The organism is Mucilaginibacter mallensis (assembly GCF_900105165.1).
In the GTDB taxonomy this organism is placed as follows: domain Bacteria; phylum Bacteroidota; class Bacteroidia; order Sphingobacteriales; family Sphingobacteriaceae; genus Mucilaginibacter; species Mucilaginibacter mallensis.
Window position 1 is genome coordinate 1622636 of record NZ_LT629740.1, and the last position, 19900, is coordinate 1642535.

General features: G+C 41.6%; 11 protein-coding genes. 6 read left to right on the top strand and 5 right to left on the bottom strand.

The features are described from left to right. The first annotated feature begins 10 nt into the window (after positions 1 to 10). Both BLU33_RS06580 and BLU33_RS06585 read left to right on the top strand, forming a co-directional pair. Entirely contained in the window at positions 11 to 784 is a 774-nt protein-coding gene (locus BLU33_RS06580; protein ID WP_091370521.1) for an SDR family oxidoreductase, read from the top strand. A 51-nt stretch (positions 785 to 835) separates the two neighbouring features. Next, positions 836 to 1069, top strand: coding sequence for a carbohydrate kinase family protein (locus tag BLU33_RS06585; protein ID WP_091370523.1), 234 nt, complete (start codon positions 836 to 838; stop codon positions 1067 to 1069). A 262-nt stretch (positions 1070 to 1331) separates the two neighbouring features. Here BLU33_RS06585 and BLU33_RS06590 read toward each other — a convergent pair whose 3' ends face one another. From BLU33_RS06590 to BLU33_RS06615, 5 genes are all read right to left on the bottom strand, one after another. Further along, positions 1332 to 2009, bottom strand: a complete 678-nt coding sequence (locus BLU33_RS06590) for an HAD-IA family hydrolase (protein WP_091370525.1) — start codon at positions 2007 to 2009, stop codon at positions 1332 to 1334. Between the two features lie 458 nt (positions 2010 to 2467). Then, positions 2468 to 4069: a SusD/RagB family nutrient-binding outer membrane lipoprotein gene (locus BLU33_RS06600; protein WP_091370529.1), complete on the bottom strand. Its 1602-nt coding sequence runs from the start codon at positions 4067 to 4069 to the stop codon at positions 2468 to 2470. Positions 4070 to 4075: 6 nt separating this feature from the next. Continuing rightward, positions 4076 to 7390, bottom strand: a complete 3315-nt coding sequence (locus BLU33_RS06605; RefSeq protein ID WP_091370531.1) for a SusC/RagA family TonB-linked outer membrane protein — start codon at positions 7388 to 7390, stop codon at positions 4076 to 4078. 93 nt (positions 7391 to 7483) lie between these two features. After that, complete coding sequence (locus tag BLU33_RS06610) at positions 7484 to 8500, bottom strand: FecR family protein (RefSeq protein ID WP_091370533.1); 1017 nt, start codon at positions 8498 to 8500, stop codon at positions 7484 to 7486. 46 nt (positions 8501 to 8546) lie between these two features. Next, positions 8547 to 9170 carry an RNA polymerase sigma-70 factor gene (locus BLU33_RS06615; protein WP_157682067.1) on the bottom strand — a complete coding sequence of 208 codons (624 nt, stop codon included), beginning with the start codon at positions 9168 to 9170 and terminating at the stop codon, positions 8547 to 8549. A gap of 338 nt (positions 9171 to 9508) precedes the next feature. On the opposite strand from BLU33_RS06615, the gene BLU33_RS06620 reads away from it, so the two are divergent. The 4 genes from BLU33_RS06620 (at position 9509) to BLU33_RS06635 (ending at position 18037) form a co-directional block, all read left to right on the top strand. After that, positions 9509 to 12631 carry a SusC/RagA family TonB-linked outer membrane protein gene (locus tag BLU33_RS06620; protein ID WP_091370537.1) on the top strand — a complete coding sequence of 1041 codons (3123 nt, stop codon included), beginning with the start codon at positions 9509 to 9511 and terminating at the stop codon, positions 12629 to 12631. Between the two features lie 24 nt (positions 12632 to 12655). Continuing rightward, positions 12656 to 14272, top strand: a complete 1617-nt coding sequence (locus BLU33_RS06625) for a SusD/RagB family nutrient-binding outer membrane lipoprotein (RefSeq protein ID WP_091370539.1) — start codon at positions 12656 to 12658, stop codon at positions 14270 to 14272. A gap of 264 nt (positions 14273 to 14536) precedes the next feature. Beyond that, positions 14537 to 15775, top strand: coding sequence for an endo-beta-N-acetylglucosaminidase H (locus BLU33_RS06630; protein ID WP_091370541.1), 1239 nt, complete (start codon positions 14537 to 14539; stop codon positions 15773 to 15775). A 54-nt stretch (positions 15776 to 15829) separates the two neighbouring features. Then, positions 15830 to 18037 (top strand): GH92 family glycosyl hydrolase, encoded by a 2208-nt coding sequence (locus BLU33_RS06635; RefSeq protein WP_091370542.1) that lies wholly within the window; start codon positions 15830 to 15832, stop codon positions 18035 to 18037. The last annotated feature ends 1863 nt before the right edge of the window (positions 18038 to 19900 follow it).

Below are 19900 nucleotides of genomic sequence, written 5' to 3' on the forward strand. Positions count from 1 at the left end.
CTATAATATTATGTTTCAGATTGATCTTACCGGGAAAATGGTTTTGATAACAGGTGCCTCGTCGGGCATCGGATCAGGTATAGCCAAAATGTTTGCAAAAGCCGGGGCAGATATTTCGGGTTGTGGCCTGGAAAAAGAAGATGGCGGTTTTATAAAAGAGGCGGAGGGGCAGGGGGTGAAAGCATTATACACGGTATGCGATGTTACAAAAAAAACAGATCTGCAAAACCTCATTCAAAACACCATTAATACCTTCGGCCGCATTGATATTCTTGTATCCAATGCCGGGCAAAATGTTTTTGAAGGTGCCGAAAAATGTGATGATGAGAACTGGCAGCGCAATATAGAGCTGAATCTGGCATCGCACTGGCAATTGGCAAAGTTGTGTAAACCGCATCTTGAGCAAAATGCCGGGGTGATCATTATCATGACATCCAATCATGCTTTTAGTACCATCCCCGGGTGCTTTCCTTATAACGTATCTAAAACCGCATTAACCGGACTGGTCAGAAGCCTGGCAATAGAGTGGGGACCCCGGATACGTACTGTTGGTTTAGCGCCCGGTTTTATTGATACCCCGGGTAATCAGCAGTGGTTTAATTCGTTTGCCGACCCTGAAAAGGAGCGGCAACGGACGATTGATCTTCACCCAGTTAAAAAAATAGGCACGCCGGAAGAAACAGGCGCCTGGTGTGTTTTTTTAGCGAGCGACTATGCGGCTTTCGCCTCGGGGACAACATATTTACTTGACGGTGGTAGAAACGCATTAATGCAGGATAGCTGAATTAATTATACATAAATATCCTGACCATTAAATCAAAAGAATAACGCGTTTATGATTTATACTAACGGAAAAGGTAAAATACTATCTTTTGGGGAACTTCTATTGAGAATTTGCCCGGATAAGGAAAGCGACTGGCTTAAAAATAGCACCTTGCCCTTTCATATAGGCGGAGCAGAGTTAAACGTTGCAACTGCACTGGCACCATGTGAGTTACCTTTAAAATATTATACGGTTCTTCCCGGTAATGGAATGTCTTTTCAATCAGTTATTAAGCTCAATTTTTAACAGGAGAATGAATAACGCCGATTTGGTTAAAGATTAAAACAGTAAAGCCCTGTCATGATTATCATGACAGGGCTTTACTGTTTTATGGAGGTAAAAAGGTTATTTAAATATTCAGTTCGGCAATTGACCGGTCCAGCTTGGCGGCAAGTATTTGAGTTTAAAAATATGCGCAATAACAATTGATGTGTTCTTATTGCTGTTATATAGCATATTTGTTAAGTCGGTCTTCCTGGCCTTTGGGCCCACTATACCTTGTAGCTAATCAATTAACCAATGGCAATAGTTCCATCAGATCATTGATCACATTATCCGGATGGGCCGAAGCTAACTGTTCGGGCGTATGTGCACCGGTGGTGATACCTATACTCAAACCGCAATGTGCATTACGACCTTCTTCAATATCAATAATAGAATCGCCTACCTTTACAACAGAAGAAGGGGCTGTGATGTTAAACCGTTTCATCGCAAGTTCTATCATGTCGGGATCCGGACGGTTTTTTGAAACATCCGTCGCTGTTATCAGGCCATCAAAGTGAGTGCCTTCCTGCCATCCCAGTTTCTCAATAAGAGATTGAGCTGTTGCACGATCATAGCCTGTGTTTAAAACTACCAGGATATTCCTCTTTTTGAGTTCCTCAAATAACTCGGCTGCATGGGGTTGCGGATAAACCGGGTTTATCTCATAAGCTTTCGCCAATTTGATAAGAAAGGCTTTAAAAATACCGTTCGCCAGTTCCATATCATGATTATCAGCATAAACAGACAGAATGCTTTTTATGGCTTGCAGTTTTTCCTTACCGGCACCCTCTGCCAATACCTGGTTAAGGCTTATATCAAATCCAGCTTCATTAATGGCCTTTTGAAGTGTTTTATAAACAATGTTGTCTTCATCAACAGTAGTCCCGGCCATATCAAATACAACCATCCTTATATTACTCATATATTTATTATTATAGATTTTAAGATTAACTAATTTTTACACCGACACGTACCGGCTTATGATTTTTTGCAAAGCTGAAAGCATCTTCAACCTCAGCTAAATTAAAGGTTCGCTCCACCAAGAGATCAAAAGGATATTTTAGATAATAATGCTCGATGAACGTCGTCGAATTTAAAAAATCTTTGTAGTTGTAATTATGCAATCCTTTAATAATTAAAAAGTTTAGCAAAATTAAACTTTGTTCATTAATAATAAACAAAGTTTATGTTAATCTTTTATTAAAAGCAACTCAGGGAATTTTGAGACTTCATCCAACACATCAAACTTAAAAGAAGCCTTTTTCCATATTTTTCAGGCGGGCAAATAGATGCTTTAGAAACATTATAACTGATACATTTAACAAGTCTTATACTGATTTTATTTAGATTTAACTTTATAGAATCTTATTGTACTGATTGTTATTGTTTGTCCCACCAAACCCGACCTGTTAAAACATCGCCGCCTGGCAAACGGGCAACAGCGGCTTTGTAGTTCGTAGGGTTTGTTAATATTTCCGTCGATAGGTAAATCATTCTTCGGGGTATGGTACCCATTGTTACGTTTCCAGCATAATTTACAGGAGTTAGCGCGGGATAGCCTGACCTTTTCCAGTTGAACCAGTTTTCAATAAAATTAAAAGTTGTTCCTGTAGCTAACCAGTATTGGGTGTTGATCATCTGTAATGAATTGTTTAGCGACGACATATCCAGCGGATACGAACTTAGATAACTACTGATGGAAGCCGGATTTACATTGGTTTGCGCATCTAATTGGGTAAGCGACTGGAATGCACCGGTTACCCCGTTTGCATAATGTTGCTGAGCTGTGCCATCAATATTCCAGCCTCTTACCTTTGCTTCTGCCAGTAAAAACTCCGTTTCAGCATAAGTAAACACCATGATAGAGCCGCCTAATTTAAGGTATACACTGGTGCGGGGCCTGGAGTAGTTTCCCAAAGGGGCATAGTCGGCCCCGGTACCCGTTCCTCCCGGATAACCGGGAGATTTGTTGATATCGGTAGCGCCGCCTAAAAGGTCATAACCATTTGGCAATCCTAGTTGTAAAGAAGAATCGGGATTACCTGAAAGTGATTCATTTCCGTTATTAGCCAGGCCGGCTGCCGGTATCTCCCCAATAACACTAAGCCTGGGGTCGTTCGTTTTCCTTAAAAAGTCAATCAGCGTTTTACTCCATCTTACCTGTTCGTAATCGGTAAGTGTTCTTAAAGCTATCGAGGTGCCGTTTTGACTCGCCGAGTTCGTAGCATCGGTTTGTACAATGGCATTGTCGCTGATATCATTAAAAGTGCCGCCGGCAGCCGCTTTTTCCGCCCATTTTTCGGCAGTAACCGGATCAACTTTGGTCAACCGCATAGCTATTCGCAGCATTAATGAATAACCGAACTTTTTCCAGCGCGTAATATCACCATTGTAGAAGAGGTCGGCAGTTGGTTTGTCACGGTTAATATTCAGCTTTGCTATAGCATTATCCAGGCTGGTCAACATGCTATTATATATGCTTTGTTGCGTATCATAAACCGGATATTTAATGCCTTGTTGTGCCATATCAGCCTGCGAATAAGGGCAATCGCCATACATATCGGTGGTTCGCTGTAAAATGAATACAAACATGATGTTACCGATATTAATCAGATTGGAGTATGCTGCCGAATCCCTTTGTATGCATAATTGCTGCATTTGCCTTATATCACCGGCTTCTGTATAACCCTGCGTGAATATGGCCCCCTGGTAATCGGTAAAATTGCCTTCGTTAATATATTTATCGCCATTGTTATAATAAAAATAAGTTGATGCCAGCACCTGCATCATGGTGCTTTCATACACCAATTGATAATAACCGGTATTTGCATAATTCAATTGTGCAGTTGAAAGCAACTCATTAGGGTCAAAATTTGCAGCCGTTGACTTTGAAGGATCGGTGTTGATATTATTTAGCTGTGATTTGGTACAGCCGGTTAAAAAAACAGTACTTATAAGCAGGAACAAAAATATTTTCTTCATCTCACATCATTTAAATTTGAAATTAAGGTTAAATCCTAAGGTTCTTGTAGCAGGTAGCGATTCTCCTTCAATGCCAGCATAAGTAAGCTGAGGAGAAAACTCCGATTCAGGATCGATGTTTTTAGTATACTTTAATATGGTAAAAATATTACGGCCAACCAGGCTTACTGTAACGGTCCGGAATACATTCCTCAGCAATGGCGGCGTAAATTCATAGCCCAGGATAAGCTGCCTGAATTTAATAAAGCTGCCATTTAAAACGGATAAGGCTGATATGTTGGTCGCCAGGTCGGGATAGTAATTGTAGGCGGGTACGTTTATGGTATTGATCTGGCCGTTATCATTTACCCCTTTGGCTACTATGCCGGTTTCGCGCCCGGGCAGCGTTGCCTTGTTAAGGCCATACACGTATGAATAATCTTCGGTAGCCGAAAGTACTTTATTGCCAAACTTGTAATCGATCAAAAAAGAAAGATTGAATTTTTTATAGCGGAAAGAGTTGGTAAAACCGCCGTAAAAGGTGGGTAGTGTACCACCCATGGCCTTTAGTGCGCCGCGCTCGGGTATCCCATCGCTGCCGATAATGATGTTCCCCATGGCATCTCTTTTATAATCATAGGCCATAACCTGGGTAATAGATTTGCCAACTACCAGGGCTGTGTTTGCATTCAACGGACGATAGGTGCCGGTTAATAAATATTGACTTGAGCCATCAATAGATAAGAGCACATTATGTACGTGACTAAAATTAATACCGGTATTCCAGGAAAAATTTGCTGTGCGGATAAGTCCTCCCGAGAGCGTGAGCTCCAGACCGGTGTTTTTGGTCTTTCCTACATTAACATATGCCGAAGTAAAGCCAGTTGCCACTGATTGCTGGGCATTGGCAATTTCGTTGTGCGTTATCCGGTTAAAATAGGTGGCATCCAGGGTGAGCCTGTTCTGAAAGAATGATAAATTAAACCCGGTTTCAAATTCGGTAAGCGTAAATGGTTTTAAGTTATAATTGGGTAATTTGGATGAAAAACTACCCAAAGGGATGCCATTTACCGTATTGTTCGAGGTAAAATATAGTTGTGTGGTATAAGGCTGCGAAGGCTCGCCGCTTGTTTTTGCATAGCTGATCCTGAACTTTCCCGAAGTTAAATAGGGGAGAGCCAGCAGATTCGAAAATAAAAAACTGGCTGAAACACCCGGTACAAAAATACCACGACTATTTGGGGGCAGCGTTGAAAAAACATCATATCTGCCGGTAGCGTTGATATCGAGCAGATTTTTATAATCAAAATCGGCCGAATAATAGGCAGATTCAGTTACGATTTCAGATATATCATAATTAGAGCTGGTGCTTACCAGGTTTGAAGGGGTATATAAATAGGGTGTAATAAATTGCGAACCGGTAATTTCTGTAAGATTATATTGTCGTTTGCGATAATTTCCTCCCGCCGAAAAATTAAGCGTAAGATCATGCGACAGGTTTTTATCAGCCACAAACAGCAAGTCGGTATTCAGTTCACCCGTTTGCGATTTGCTCAGGCCATTTAAGCCGCCCTGTTCATTAACAGTAAATGCAGTGCCCGTGGGCAAAACATTGAGTATTCCATCGTTACTGATATCATAACCAAGCCTTCCTTGCAAATAAATATTATCAGAGAATTTGTACTTTAAAACGGTTGCGGTTATAAAGCGGTTGCGTGTTGAATTATCAACTTGTTTATTGATAACAAAATAGGGGTTTGTAATATAAACATTACTGTTCCATAGGGTTTCATTGCCGGTTACCGGATTATAGCCGGGCTTTAAGCTTAGTTGATTGGCGCTCGTAGCTAAAAACTCAATGCCATAATTGGCGTTCATTGGTCCGTCACTTAAATACGACCTGGTTTTAGCCATTTCATAAATATAATCTCCGTTAAAACTTAGTTTTAATTTATCGGTGATATCGTAGGAAGTATTAAGATTAAATGTTTTCCTGTTAAGGCCGCTATTGGGAATGATGGATTCGTAATTGAGATTTGAGGCCGATGCCCTGAATGCAGTTTTTGAATTACCGCCATTAACCTCAATGGTATTAGTTAATGCGGGCGCTGTGCGGTAAAATTCATCTATATTATTTTTTACTGCCGAATAGGGATAATAATTACCGTCAAACTGTATGGTAGGTTTTCCGTCAAGCTTTTCGCCCCAACTTAACAAGCCTGATGCTATTGCGCTCTGTACATCTGTAGGGCGTTGGTTTTGCGATCCTTGCCCGTATACATATTGAAAGTCGGTATTGTTTATAGCATGATCAAATGAAAGATTTAAATTGTATTCCACTTGTGTACTGGAATTTTTCTCTCCCGTTTTTGTATTAATCAGGATCACACCATTTGCTGCTCTTGCACCATAGAGTGCCGAAGCAGCCGAACCTTTCAATACGGTTATACTTTCAATATCATCGGGGTTGATATTACTGAAACCATCACCATAATCAGCACCGCCATATTCGTTTGCGCTGCCGCGTTGGGTATTATCAATCGGGATACCATCTAAAATAAGCAGGGGAGAACCGGCACTCATACTGGCAGCGCCCCTAAGCAATAACCTGGAAGATGATGCAGGCCCACCAGAAGTGCCACTCACATTCAGACCGGCTACCTGACCTTCGAGTGACATGGCAACATTAGCTTCACGTGCTGTGGTTAAATCTGCCCCTGATATAGTGGCAACGGAGTAACCCACTTTCCAGTTTTCCTTTTTTATGTTTAATGCCGTCACCACAACTTCATTCAGACTGCGGTAACTGTTTTGAAGTGTTATTTTTAGTGGCTGATCGGTTGCTGTTATAATCACCTGTTGCAGGACATAACCAATACTCGAAATCTCAATAGTTGTGCCTTTTATACAGTTAATCATAAACCGCCCTTGTCCGTCTGTTTGGGTGCCATAACTGCTATTTTTTATTCTAACAGAAGCTCCACTAAGGGGTTCACCTTTTTCATCAGTTACAACGCCGCTAACAGCTACACTTTTAATGGAATCTTTTTCTGTTCCGATAGCGATCAGGTTATTGGAGATTAACCGATAATAGTAATGAGTGCCTTTAAGCAGATTATCCAGAACAGATAGTACTTCTTCATCTTTTGCCGATACAGTAACCTGCTGGTTTGGTAATTGATCTGCACGGTAAATAAAACGATAGGCGGTCTGATGCTGTATTGCTGTTATGATTTCTTCAAAATGTACATGCTGGTAGTTGAGGGTAACCTTCGTTTGGCAACAGGCATTTTTTGAAACCTGGAAAATCAGAATTAAAATGAGTAGCCTGATTAACTTCATTAATTAATCTATAAAACGATCCAGCACATCAACGTAAGCTCCGAAAAAAAATTTCAAAAGCATTGCCTTAAAAAGAGCTAAAATTATAATTGGTTAAAAAATATAAATGGTGTTACCCGACACTTTGTAGTTGAACTTTGTAACTATCTGCAATGATAATAAAACCTGCTCAATATTTTCATTTTCAAATTCACCCGATAACTTGATAGATTTTAGTCCATTATTTTTAAACACAATGTTCAAACCATATTTCCTGACTAAGTTATTAGCCAGCAAATTAAACGGCTCATTTTTAAAAATGAGTTTGTGATCCATCCATGCTGTTTCTGCATTAATGCTATTTGAATGATCGGCATAGGTTTCTTTCGTTAATTGATAGCCCGATGCATTCACAATCAATTTATCACTGGGTTTTAACAAGATGCTTGCTGTCGGGGCATTATTTAAGGTAGCCTGTATGCTTCCCCTGAAGAGCGTGGCCTCAAATTGTGCATCGTTGGCATAACTTTTCAGGTTAAATGCAGTACCCAGTACTTTGATAGCTGTTTTTTCGGTGTGGACTATAAATGGGTGCTGATGATCCCTGGCTACATCAAAATAACCTTCGCCATCTAAATAAACCTCCCTTGTTTTGCCATTAAAATGCTTGGGATATTTTAAAACTGACAAGGAATTAAGTGTTACCATAGTACCGTCCGAGAGCTTAACCTGGGCTGTTGAACCCCATTTGGTCTGCAACTGGGCGATGTCGTTTTCCGGAGCAGATTTTATTTTAAACAGGTAGATAGAAGCCGATATAGCGATGACCGCCACAGCAGCGGCAACAATCCGAAGCCACGTGAAGGTACGACCAGTTTTGTTTATTTCCCTGATATTATCTTTTTCGGCCACTGTATCTATAATACCGGCCCGTTGTTTTATATCGTCGAATATACTGACAATGTTTTCATAGGGTTCATCGTCCTGCGTCCAATATGATCTTATTGCCTCATACTCTTTTTGGAAGGATGTATTGCCCGCCACAAGCCGGTTAAACTCAGCAATTTCATCAGCAGTAATATCTCCTGATAGTTTCTTTGCAAGTAATTCGGTGAATAGCTCTTCTTCCATTAGTGTATAGTGTACAACGTTGTAATCCTGCTTTTTATAAAAATGCCTACAAGTAATTAAAAAAATAAAATAATATGATTAAAATACTCAAAATTTTGCCATCCTTTTTAATATTTTTTGAATTTTCAGGCAATGATTTCAGAGTTTGTCTTAGTTTATCAATCGCTCTGAACAACTGGGTTTGAACGGTTCTGGGGGAAATACTGAGTATTTCGGCAACTTCTTTGTATTTCAGGCCATTTTCCTTTATCAGCCTGAAAACCATCCGGGCCTGCATAGGCAGCATTTCTATGGCCTGGTCAAGGCGGTGATGTAACTCTTTTCTTTCCAGTTTTTTTGACGGGTCCGCCAGATCTACCAAATGAAAGCTGTTATCTTCCAACTCAACCAAATGTATGTTCGAATATTTTTTACGGTATTTTAAGGATTGGTTTTTTACCGCTATAAATAAATAGCTTTCAGGGTAATCAATCTGGCTTAATGAGCTGCGGTTGGTCCAGCACTTTACAAATACTTCAGAAACTATTTCCTCGGCAACTTCCCGCTGATGAACATAGTAGACACTGAATTTGATGAGCTTGTTGAACAAGGCATAATAGAGCCTTTCAAATGCTTGGGCATCATCATTCAGGCAAATTTTCCCCCAAAGTTCGTTTAAATCGGCTCTCAATCGTATTAAATTTGGTAATTGATTTTCAATCAATGTGTCGCAATGTAGCAAATGCTAAATGGTTTTTTGCAAATAATTTTTAACATGGTTTTGAATTAACAATCATGCGTACATTTTCTTTTCTCCTCCTTAAAAGGTACTGGTAGCGAGCGGTATAATCAGTCTGGACAAACCTTTTATAAAAAAAATAAAATTCTTGTAGGCAGTTTTTCCAAAAAAGGGAATATAACCTTATAGCCGGGGGCTCTATCAGCCTAAAGCAAACGAGGTTTATGTTTTATACCGGCTTAAAATCTCATAACCAATTAATTTACAGTTTACTAATTCTAAACATGAGTATGAAAAAAAAATTACTTACATGCTTTATTGTTTGCAGTTCGGCAGGAGCATTCGCTACCGGCAGTGCTATGGCATCAGCAAGCAGCAGGCATTTTTTAGCAAAACATGAACAATTTCTCGAGGTAAAGGCCGATCAGAGCATTAAAGGCGTTGTGAAGGATGAAACAGGGGCAACACTGCCGGGCGTTTCTGTTGTTATCAAGGGCTCCACAAAGGGCACGCAGACAGATGCCAATGGAAACTTTACTTTAGCCGCAAACAAAGGCGATGTATTGGTTTTTAGCTATGTAGGATATGCCTCTAAGGAAGTTACTTTAAGTGGTGATCCTGTTATCACTGTAACGCTTACATCCAGCTCAAGCCAGCTTGATGTGGTAGTAGTAACTGCATTGGGTATTAAAAGATCCCAGAAGTCGCTTACCTATGCACAGCAACAAATTAGCGGAAGCCAATTGAATGATGTAAAAACAGACAATTTAATGAATTCGCTGAATGGTAAGGTGGCCGGTTTAGCTATTCAGCCCAGTGCTTCGGGGGTCGGTGGTTCTGCCAAAGTGCTTTTACGTGGTTCACGTTCCTTTGCAGGCAACAACCAACCTTTGTATGTAATTGATGGTGTGCCAATGGCGAACCCGGTTAATTATAGCGGAACTACAACTACTAACGGTGGCCAGCCGGGCGACAACTTCGGTGGCAGTCCTGATGGTGGCGACGGTATTTCCAATTTAAATCCGGATGATATTGAAAGCATAACCGTGTTGGAAGGTGCATCTGCAGCCGCGCTATACGGCAGCCAGGCCGCGAATGGTGTTATCGTTATTACGACAAAGAAAGGGAAAGTTGGAAAAGCTGAAATACATTATTCATCCAGCTTCCAGGCATCAAATGCGGTGTCAGAACCAAAATTCCAGAATCAGTATGGTCAGACAAGTGCTGGCGCCGCAACCAGCTGGGGGGCGCCTATATCAAATTCTGAAAATAACCTGAAAGATTTTTACCAAACAGGTACCAACTGGACAAATTCTGTTGACCTGTCAACAGGTTCTGAAATTGCTCAGACTTATGCATCTTATGCCAATACCTCTGCCAATGGCATTGAACCCGGAAATACCTTAAGAAGAAATAATTTTGACCTGCGCGAAACCGGTCATTTTCTGAATAATAAACTGACTGTTGACGGGAACGTTAATTATATAGATCAGGATATAAAAAACAGTCCGGGATTAGGTTTATATATTAACCCTTTGGTAGGCTTGTATCTTTTCCCGCGTGGTTTAAATATCTTGCCTTACAAAAATCAATATTTACTTCCGAACAATACTGGGGCAGCCCGTCAGAACTGGATAACCAACAATGATGACAGCCAGGAGCAAAACCCTTGGTGGGTAACCAACATGAACCCTAATAATCTGCAACGCAACCGCATCATATTTAATGGCAGTGCTAAATATGATTTTACCAATTGGTTTAATGTGCAGGTAAGAGGAAGCTTGGACCGTACAAATGATAATTATAACCAGGATCTGTATTCTGGTACACTTAAAACGTTTAATAGTAATGGTAACGGCCATTATTCTTACAGCAACCAGGTAACTGAACAAAAATATGCCGATGCGATTGCGAATTTTACCCCGGGTAAATTTGGTGATTTTAAATTCGACGGATTAGTCGGTGCAGCTATCAATGATTCAAAGCTAAGTGGGCTGGGTGCCAGCGGCGATCTTTCCACCCCTGATTTTTTCACACCTTATAATATCATTGCCGGCCATAGCGCTCCTATAGCTTTTGGTTATCATACCCAGATCCAGTCTATTTTTGAGGCTGCAAACCTGTCCTACAACGATTGGTTATACCTGGCATTGACCAACCGTACTGATTGGAATTCAACCCTGGCTTTCACAGATAAGCTCGATTACAATTATCCATCCGTGGGTTTAACTGCAATTTTATCACAAATACTTTCCTTGCCTAAGGTTATATCTTATGCAAAAATTCGCGGAAGCTATGCTAATGTAGCCAACGGGTTACCGGCCTACATTACCAATATACAAAACACTCAAACTTCTTCAGGTGCGCTTACCTTTAACACTACCGCTCCATTGCATACTTTAAAGCCTGAAACTACCCATTCTTACGAGTTCGGTACCGACTGGAAATTCCTGGATAACCGTATTAATTTCAGCTTTACTTACTATAATACACATACCTATAACCAGTATTTTGCTTTAACACCTCCTGCGGCTACATTAACATCTATAGGTTATATAAATGCCGGCGATATTCAAAATACAGGGTTTGAAATATTAGTTGGCGCTGATATTGTGCGTAGCAAAGGGTTCACCTGGAACAGTTCAGTTACAGCTTCGGCCAATAAGAACAAGATCATCTCAGTTGATAATACCGATAACCTGAACCAGGCCATTTTAACAGGTAATGACGGCGGCGGCTTCGGTTATGAATCGGTTATAGCAAAAGGCGGTTCTTTTGGCGATATCTACGGTTACACAACTGTACGTAATGCAAAAGGCCAGATGATATTAACCGGTACAAGTGCAAGTACTTATGCACCACAAAAAAGTACCGTAATGAGCTATGTAGGTAACCCTAACCCTAAGTTCCAGTTAGGTTGGAGCAACAGCTTTAACTACGGGCACTTTAATTTGGATTTCCTTGTTGATGGGAAATTTGGCGGTCAAGTGCTTTCATTAACCCAGGCTATGCTGGATAGTTATGGTGTTTCACAGGTTTCAGGAACTGCACGTGCTAACGGCGGTGTTACCGTAAATGCTGTTAACTCGGCAGGTACACCAGTAACTACTGTAAACGCGCAAACCTGGTATCAAACCATTGGCGGCCGTAACGCATTAACAGACCAATATATATACAGCGCAACTGTTGTTAGATTGCGTCAGGCTGCGTTGGGTTATACCTGGCCGGTTGCTAACAGTGTGGTAAAAAATGTTAAGCTTTCATTAATTGGCAGAAACCTGATTTACTTTTATAAGAAAGCACCTTTTGATCCTGAAGTTACCACTTCAACCGGTAACGGTTTGTCGGGTGTTGATGTATTTAACCAACCGGCAACTCGTAATGTGGGTTTAGACCTGAATGTTACCTTCTAAGTTAATTATTAAAAAAGCACAGTAATGAAAAGAAATTATAAATATACGCAGCATATTACCGGTAACAAACTTGGCGTTGTACTGGTTTCTGTTATGGCCCTGGCATTAACAGCCTGCACCAAGAATTTTGAGAAATACAATACCAATCCTAACGCCTTAAGCAGCTCACAAAGTACAGCCATTGCATCTACCGCATTCGGCCCTATGGAGCAGGCGATATACTCCAACTATCAGCGTGCGCAGAATTTGAGTGCCGATGGTTATAGCGGCTATATGCAGCCTGGTATCGCGTTTAGCGGGGATCATAATAATTTAACTTATGCGATGGTTGATGGTTGGAACTCAACTGGTTTTAATGATCAATATCTTCTGGTAATGTCTCCGGTTCATTCAATTGCTACAACAACCAGCATTAAAGCAACAAACCCCGAAATGTGGGCTGTTGCCTTACTGATACAGGTAGAAGCTATGGATAGGGTGACTGACAGATTTGGCCCTATTCCTTATACAAAAGTGGCTACATCAATAACTACAGCACCTTATGATGATCAGCAAACAGTTTACCAAACATTCTTTAAACAGATTGATACAGCGGTAACCAACCTGAAAGCTTATATAGCAGCTAATCCGGGTAAAACCAGCTTAGGTGCAAGCGATTATATATATGCAGGTAATTATACCCAATGGTTGAAATTTGCTAACTCACTGCGCCTGCGCCTGGCTATGCGCCTGGTAAAAGTAGATGCAACAACTGCACAAGCACAGGCAGTAAAAGCCTTAACCGATTCGGGCGGCACTTTACTCACATCTGCTGATGATGCAGCAATTGCCCAAACTGGTGGCCGGGAAAATGACCTGCACCAGATTTCGGGCGATTGGAATAATACCAATATGAGCGCTGCAATTGCGTCATACATGATAGGTTATAATGATCCGCGCCTTGCCATTTATTTCCAGCCTGCACAAACAGCTGCCGGTTCTGCTTATGTTGGTAAGTATTTGGGGATACGTGCAGGTACTTTAATTGGTGCCAGCCAAAGTACCTATTCTAATTTTGCAAACCTGAACACTGCCCAGACCTTTCAGTTCTCAACGCCTCAGCTGATTATGACGGCTGCTGAAGTTTGGTTTCTGAAAGCCGAAGCTGCTTTGCGCGGATGGACGACATCAAGCGTACAAAGTAATTACGAGGCAGGTATTTCCGCTTCCATGAACCAATGGGGTGCGACTATAGGTTCGTATTTAAGTGATGCGACAAGCACTGAAGCAAATTTTACCGATCCGCTTAACTCGGCTAATAACGCTACAGCATTATCAACCATCACCATTAAATGGGATAATAACGCTACACAGGAACAAAAACTGGAGCGTATTATCACACAAAAATGGTTGGCTATATTTCCTGACGGACAAGAGGCATGGGCCGATTACAGACGTACAGGCTATCCTAAACTATTTACGGTTGCCAATAACTTTAGCGGGGGTACCATCAGTACTACCGTACAGGTCCGCAGGTTACCATATCCATCAACCGAGTATACTACCAATGCCACTGCGGTAAATAACGCCGTAAAATTATTAGGTGGTGCTGATAACGGCGGTACCCGCTTATGGTGGGACGTTGATAAAGCGAACTTTTAACTGGTTAACTATATAGGATGAAAATTGGTTAATTTCATCCGAAAGGCCCCCTTAAAAAGGGGGCCTTTTTAAATGATTCATATTGTTAGTAACCATCTGCCTATAATAACCGTATCGATACTTAACCTAATCTTATTAAATTCTAAATCTCTCTTAACAACGTTTGCCTATGGATAAAATCAATTAATTGTGCCGTTAAATTTATAACCAATTCTAAATTTATAATCCAATTTTAAATTTATAAACCAATTCTAAATCAAAATCATGAGAACATTTAACAAATTATTCTTAGCAAAGGCAGTTTCCTTTGTTATGGTGCTTACACTTTTATTTTTTTCTGCATGTAAAAAAGATGTTAGTAATACATCGCCTGATCCCCAAATAAACAAATCCGTAACGGGTAAAAGTGCTTTAGCCGTAGGTGTTAGTGGCCCAAAGGCGGTGTGTTATGTAGAGGTAAACACTGAAGATTTACGTAATGTGGGTAATTATTACCTGGCCAGCGGTCAGCAATTGTTTGATATAGGTATTATTTTTGCCGCTAATATCAATTACGATACCGTTGCCGATACTGCACAACTGTATTTTAATTCGCAGGTAACTACTGTTTTAAGCGGTGCTGCTACCTATATTAAGCCATTACAGAATAAAGGGATAAAAGTGCTCCTATCCATACTGGGGAATCACGAGGGCGCAGGTATCTGTAATTTCCCTACACAGGCTGCTGCCACCGCTTTTGCAAAACAGTTAAGTGCTGCCGTTACCAAATATGGGCTCGACGGGATTGATTTTGATGACGAATATGCCGATTATGGAACTAATGGAACAGGCCAGCCAAATGCATTCTCCTTTGTTTATTTGGTTACAGCCCTAAGGCAGCTTATGCCCACCAAGATCATCTCTTTTTATGATTATGGTCCTGCTGCATCAGAACTATCTTATAATGGCGTAACTGTTGGTTCAAAAGTAAATTATAGCTGGAACGCAATTTACGGCACTTTCTCTGTACCTAATGTGCCCGGTTTAAGCGCGAGCAGCCTTGGCCCTGCTGCAATTGATATTCAAAATACAAGTGCAAGTACAGCTGCTTCACTGGCTACACAAACCGTAAGTGGCAGCTATGGCATCTACCTTACCTACAACCTGCCGAATAGCGATGTACATACTTATCTTTCAAGTGTATCAAACGCTTTATACGGGCAGGCAACGGTATATAGTACCGGCACGCCAGCTACAGGTGTTACCTTTTATCAGGATATAAATTATGGTGGAACCGTTACCAGCGCTATCCCGAAAGGTACTTACACCCTGAGCCAGTTACAGGCTTATGGCTTTGTTGATAACTGGGCCTCATCTGTTCAGATTCCGTCCGGATGGACGGTGATCATGTACAAGAATGATAGCTTCGGAGGTACATCATGGACACTCACTTCCAGCAATGCCAACTTTGTTAACCTGAGCCCTAATGCAAATGATGCAGTAACATCAGTAAAAATTCAATAATAAAAATAAATAAAGGCCGGTCTTTAAAAGGCTGGCCTTTATGCTAAAGTAATCATGTTAAAAATTCTAAAGTATTCGCTTTCATTACTGACCCTGGCAATTTCCTTAAATGGTTTCGCGCAGGAAAAATTAACAAAATATGTAGATCCCTTTATAGGCACAGGCGGTCATGGGCATACCTTTCCCGGAGCAATAGTTCCGTTTGGGATGATACAGCTCAGTCCCGATAACGGCCGCACGGGCTGGGATTGGTGCGGAGGATACCATTATGGCGACTCTGTTATCGTAGGGTTTAGCCACATGCACCTGAGCGGTACCGGGATAGGTGATTGGTGCGATATATCCGTAATGCCCGAAAATAAACTCATTACAGATACCGCCGACCATGGTCTGGCGAAATTCAGCCATGGTAATGAGATTGCAACTCCGGGCTTTTATAAGGTAGCCATGGATAATGGCATAACTGCTGCCTTTACCGTTACCGAGCATTGCGGCTTCCATAATTATACCTTCCCGGCAAATGTGAGCCCGGTAATTAAGCTCGATCTGGGGTATCACCAAAACTGGGATAAGCCTACATCAACCTATGTAAAACAACTCAATGATTCAACCCTTGTAGGTTACCGTTATTCCACCGGATGGGCGCAGACGCAGCGGGTATATTTCGCATTGCGTTCGTCCGTTCCTTTTAGTAAGTTATTGATAACTGCGGATGGTAAACAAATAACAGTATCCGAAGCAAATGGTACTGCTGTGGTTGCGCAGTTGCTGTTCAACACACAAAAGCCTAACCACGTTATGCTCAAAGTGGCACTCTCTACAGTGAGCACCGATAACGCGGTTCAAGCATTAAAAGAAATTAAAAACTGGGACTTCAACAGTATCAGAAACCAAGCTGCCGAAAAATGGGAGCATGAACTATCGAAAATTCAGATCAATACCAACGATCTCCGCATAAAACGCATCTTTTACACCGGCATCTATCATACCTGTATAGCACCATCGCAATATTCTGATGCTGATGGAACTTATCAGAATGCAAAAGGGGAGATCCACCAAATGCCTGCCGGGCAACAGCGTTATACCACCTATTCGCTTTGGGATACCTTCCGCGCTTTAAACCCATTATATACCATTACCCAGGGTGAACGCTATTCCGGTATCTTAAACTCTATGCTGGCCTTCTACAAAGAAAACGGCCTGCTGCCAGTGTGGGACCTAAGTACAAACGAAACCAACTGCATGACCGGTTACCACGCCGTGCCTGTTTTGGCAGATGCCATTTTAAAGGGGATAAAAGGCATCGACTATCAATTGGCGTACACTGCCATGAAAGCAAGCGCCATGGAAAACATCCGGGGTTGCAATTATTATAGACAATACGGCTATATACCGCAAGACAAATACGGCGCGAGTGTTACCAACACGCTCGAGTATAGCTATGACGACTGGTGCATTGCCCAGGTAGCGCAAAAGCTAGGTTATGCTACTGATTATAAATATTTCATGAAGCGATCTGCCAGCTGGGAAAACCTGTACGACCCCATTACCGGCTTTATGCGTGCAAAAAACTCAGATGGCAGTTGGGTAGCACCTTTCGATCCTTTTTACTCGGAGCATAACCCCGATAAAGCCATGTTTATGGAAGGCGATGCCTGGCAATATACCTTCTTTGTGCCGCAGGATGTTGATGGGTTAATCAGCGCTTATGGTGGTAAGCAAAAGTTTGTAAAAAAGCTCGATTCGCTGTTTACCGTGAGCTCAGTTATGCATGGCGAAGACCAGTCGCCCGATATTAGTGGTATGATAGGCCAGTATGCCCACGGGAACGAACCTAGTCACCACGTAGCCTACTTGTATGACTATGCCGGGGAGCCATGGAAAACCCAATCGCGCGTGCGCATGGTGGTAGATTCACTGTACCACGACCAGCCCGACGGCTACGCAGGTAACGAAGATTGCGGGCAGATGAGTGCCTGGGCCGTATGGAGCATTGCAGGCCTGTACCCGGCTAACCCGGCCAGTGGCAGGTATATGTTTGGCAGCCCAACGGTAAATGAAACGGTTATTAAAACCAAAGGCGGCCGGTTTATTATTCGGGCTGTAAATAACAATAAGGCCAATGTTTATATACAAAGTGCTACGCTTAACGGCAAGCCTTACCATAAACTGTACATAACGCACCAGCAGCTTATAAATGGTGGCACATTAGCATTTACAATGGGGCCAAAAATTAATAAAACCTGGTTTACAGCCGAATAAGCAACCGGGTGAAATATTAAAAAATATAATTATAAAAGCTGTAGGCAATTTAAGCGCTACACGGGTTATAGTAGTAAGTTGTTAGTTCAGATCGGGATGATTTGAATTAGTTTGTATTAATAGTAGTGCCTGGAGAACGTGTTCTCCGGGCATTTTTTGTTTAAGGGTATTTGGACGTTCCCCTCCGGGTCAGGCTTTGCGCTCATACGCCCGCAGGCATTAGGCTCGGCCTGCACTGAGACCCCTGATTGGCCGGTATCCGCTCCAATCCTTAACGCGTGTTTGTCCGTCCGCTCAGGGTACGAACACCTGCGGACAAGTTCCGGACGCATCTAACCAAGCGTCATTGCGAGGTACGAAGCAACAATCCCCGACTATGCAAGTCACTATGCTTATCGCTTCTCTCTGTACAGTCGGGGATTATTAATGTTGTGATTTGCTTTTCAATGGTATTAATGAGCTCCCTCCGGTCGGTTGCCACGTCGTTCCTCCTCGCAATGACGCGCGGAGAAAACTATCCCGCCACTGCACCAATGAACCAGTGAACCAGTGAACCAATGAACTATTAAGTATCAAGTAGCGTCATTTTGTCCGTTTGTCCGCCCAGTTGTTTGTCCCTGAGCGGACGGACAACTTCGCAACAGGGAACTTGCAGTTTCGCAACCTTTAGCACCATCTGCCTCTGATGCGTTTGCTTAAACGCAGCTATTACCCGCAGTCTTATCCTGCTTTCGCCTGTAGTTTAAACTAATCAGCAGCTATACCGGTATTAAGGCAACGGTTATTTTACACTGCCAAAATAGATTTGCAAGGCTTGCCATTAGCAAATAAGCCATATATAGTTTGCCATTATACCAATACTTGCCAAATAGCCTTATTGGTTTAGCACCTCTGCTGCATTGCTTTAACCAGGCATTAACCTGCGATTGGTGAATGTTAGTGATTAGGGATTTGTTGATTAGTGATTAGGGTAGTAGCTGGTGATCAGTAGCTTGCATTAGCGATTAATAAACTAATCACTAATTAACTAATCAACCAATCACTGCCGAAGGCATAAAATACTCCTCCTATAGCCACTTATACTATTAAGTAGACTTTCGTCTTCTGTTGAAGGAAGACCTGTATAGATTATGATGCTTTTGTTTTGTCCGTCCGCTAAAGGTGTAGACAACTACCGGACAGAATATTTAAGATAACAACTGAACAGTTGAGGGTTATGTTCATTACAAATGTAAAGAATAATATTTATTATTAAAGAATAATCTTTATATATAAATTATAAATGATTGATAATGAGTGGTGAAATTGTTCATTGGTTCACTGGTTCATTAGTTCATTGGTGCAATGGTGGGATAGGGTGTCCGGAAGGTATTAACATAATTAGCGGACGGACAAGAATGTTGTAGATGCACACGCGACACGCGTGCGCCAGCAGATGGGGAACGACGTGGCAATCCCCAGCTATGCAGATCAACGGCGCTTATCAATTCGCCCTGTACAGTTAGGGATTGCTTCGTTCCTCGCAATGACGCTTGGTGATGGGTTGTCCGGGAGGTGTTAGCATAGTGAGCGGACGGACAAGGATGGTGCAGATGCACGCGCGACACTTGTGCGCCAACAGTGGGGGAGAAATTTAAATTAATGCGTACCAATTCTTAGACATTAATAAATATAACTATATTTGAATAAGATGATTTCTGTAGAAACATATAACAATTATAGCACTTGCATTGCGAACACATTTGTTGTTTTCGGCGGCGTTTTTGCTTGTTATAAGTTTTTAAAAAAATCTTCCAATGTTGATATTTCAGTTTTTAAAAAACCAAATATTATTCTTATATCTGCACTCCCTTTTTAGGCGAT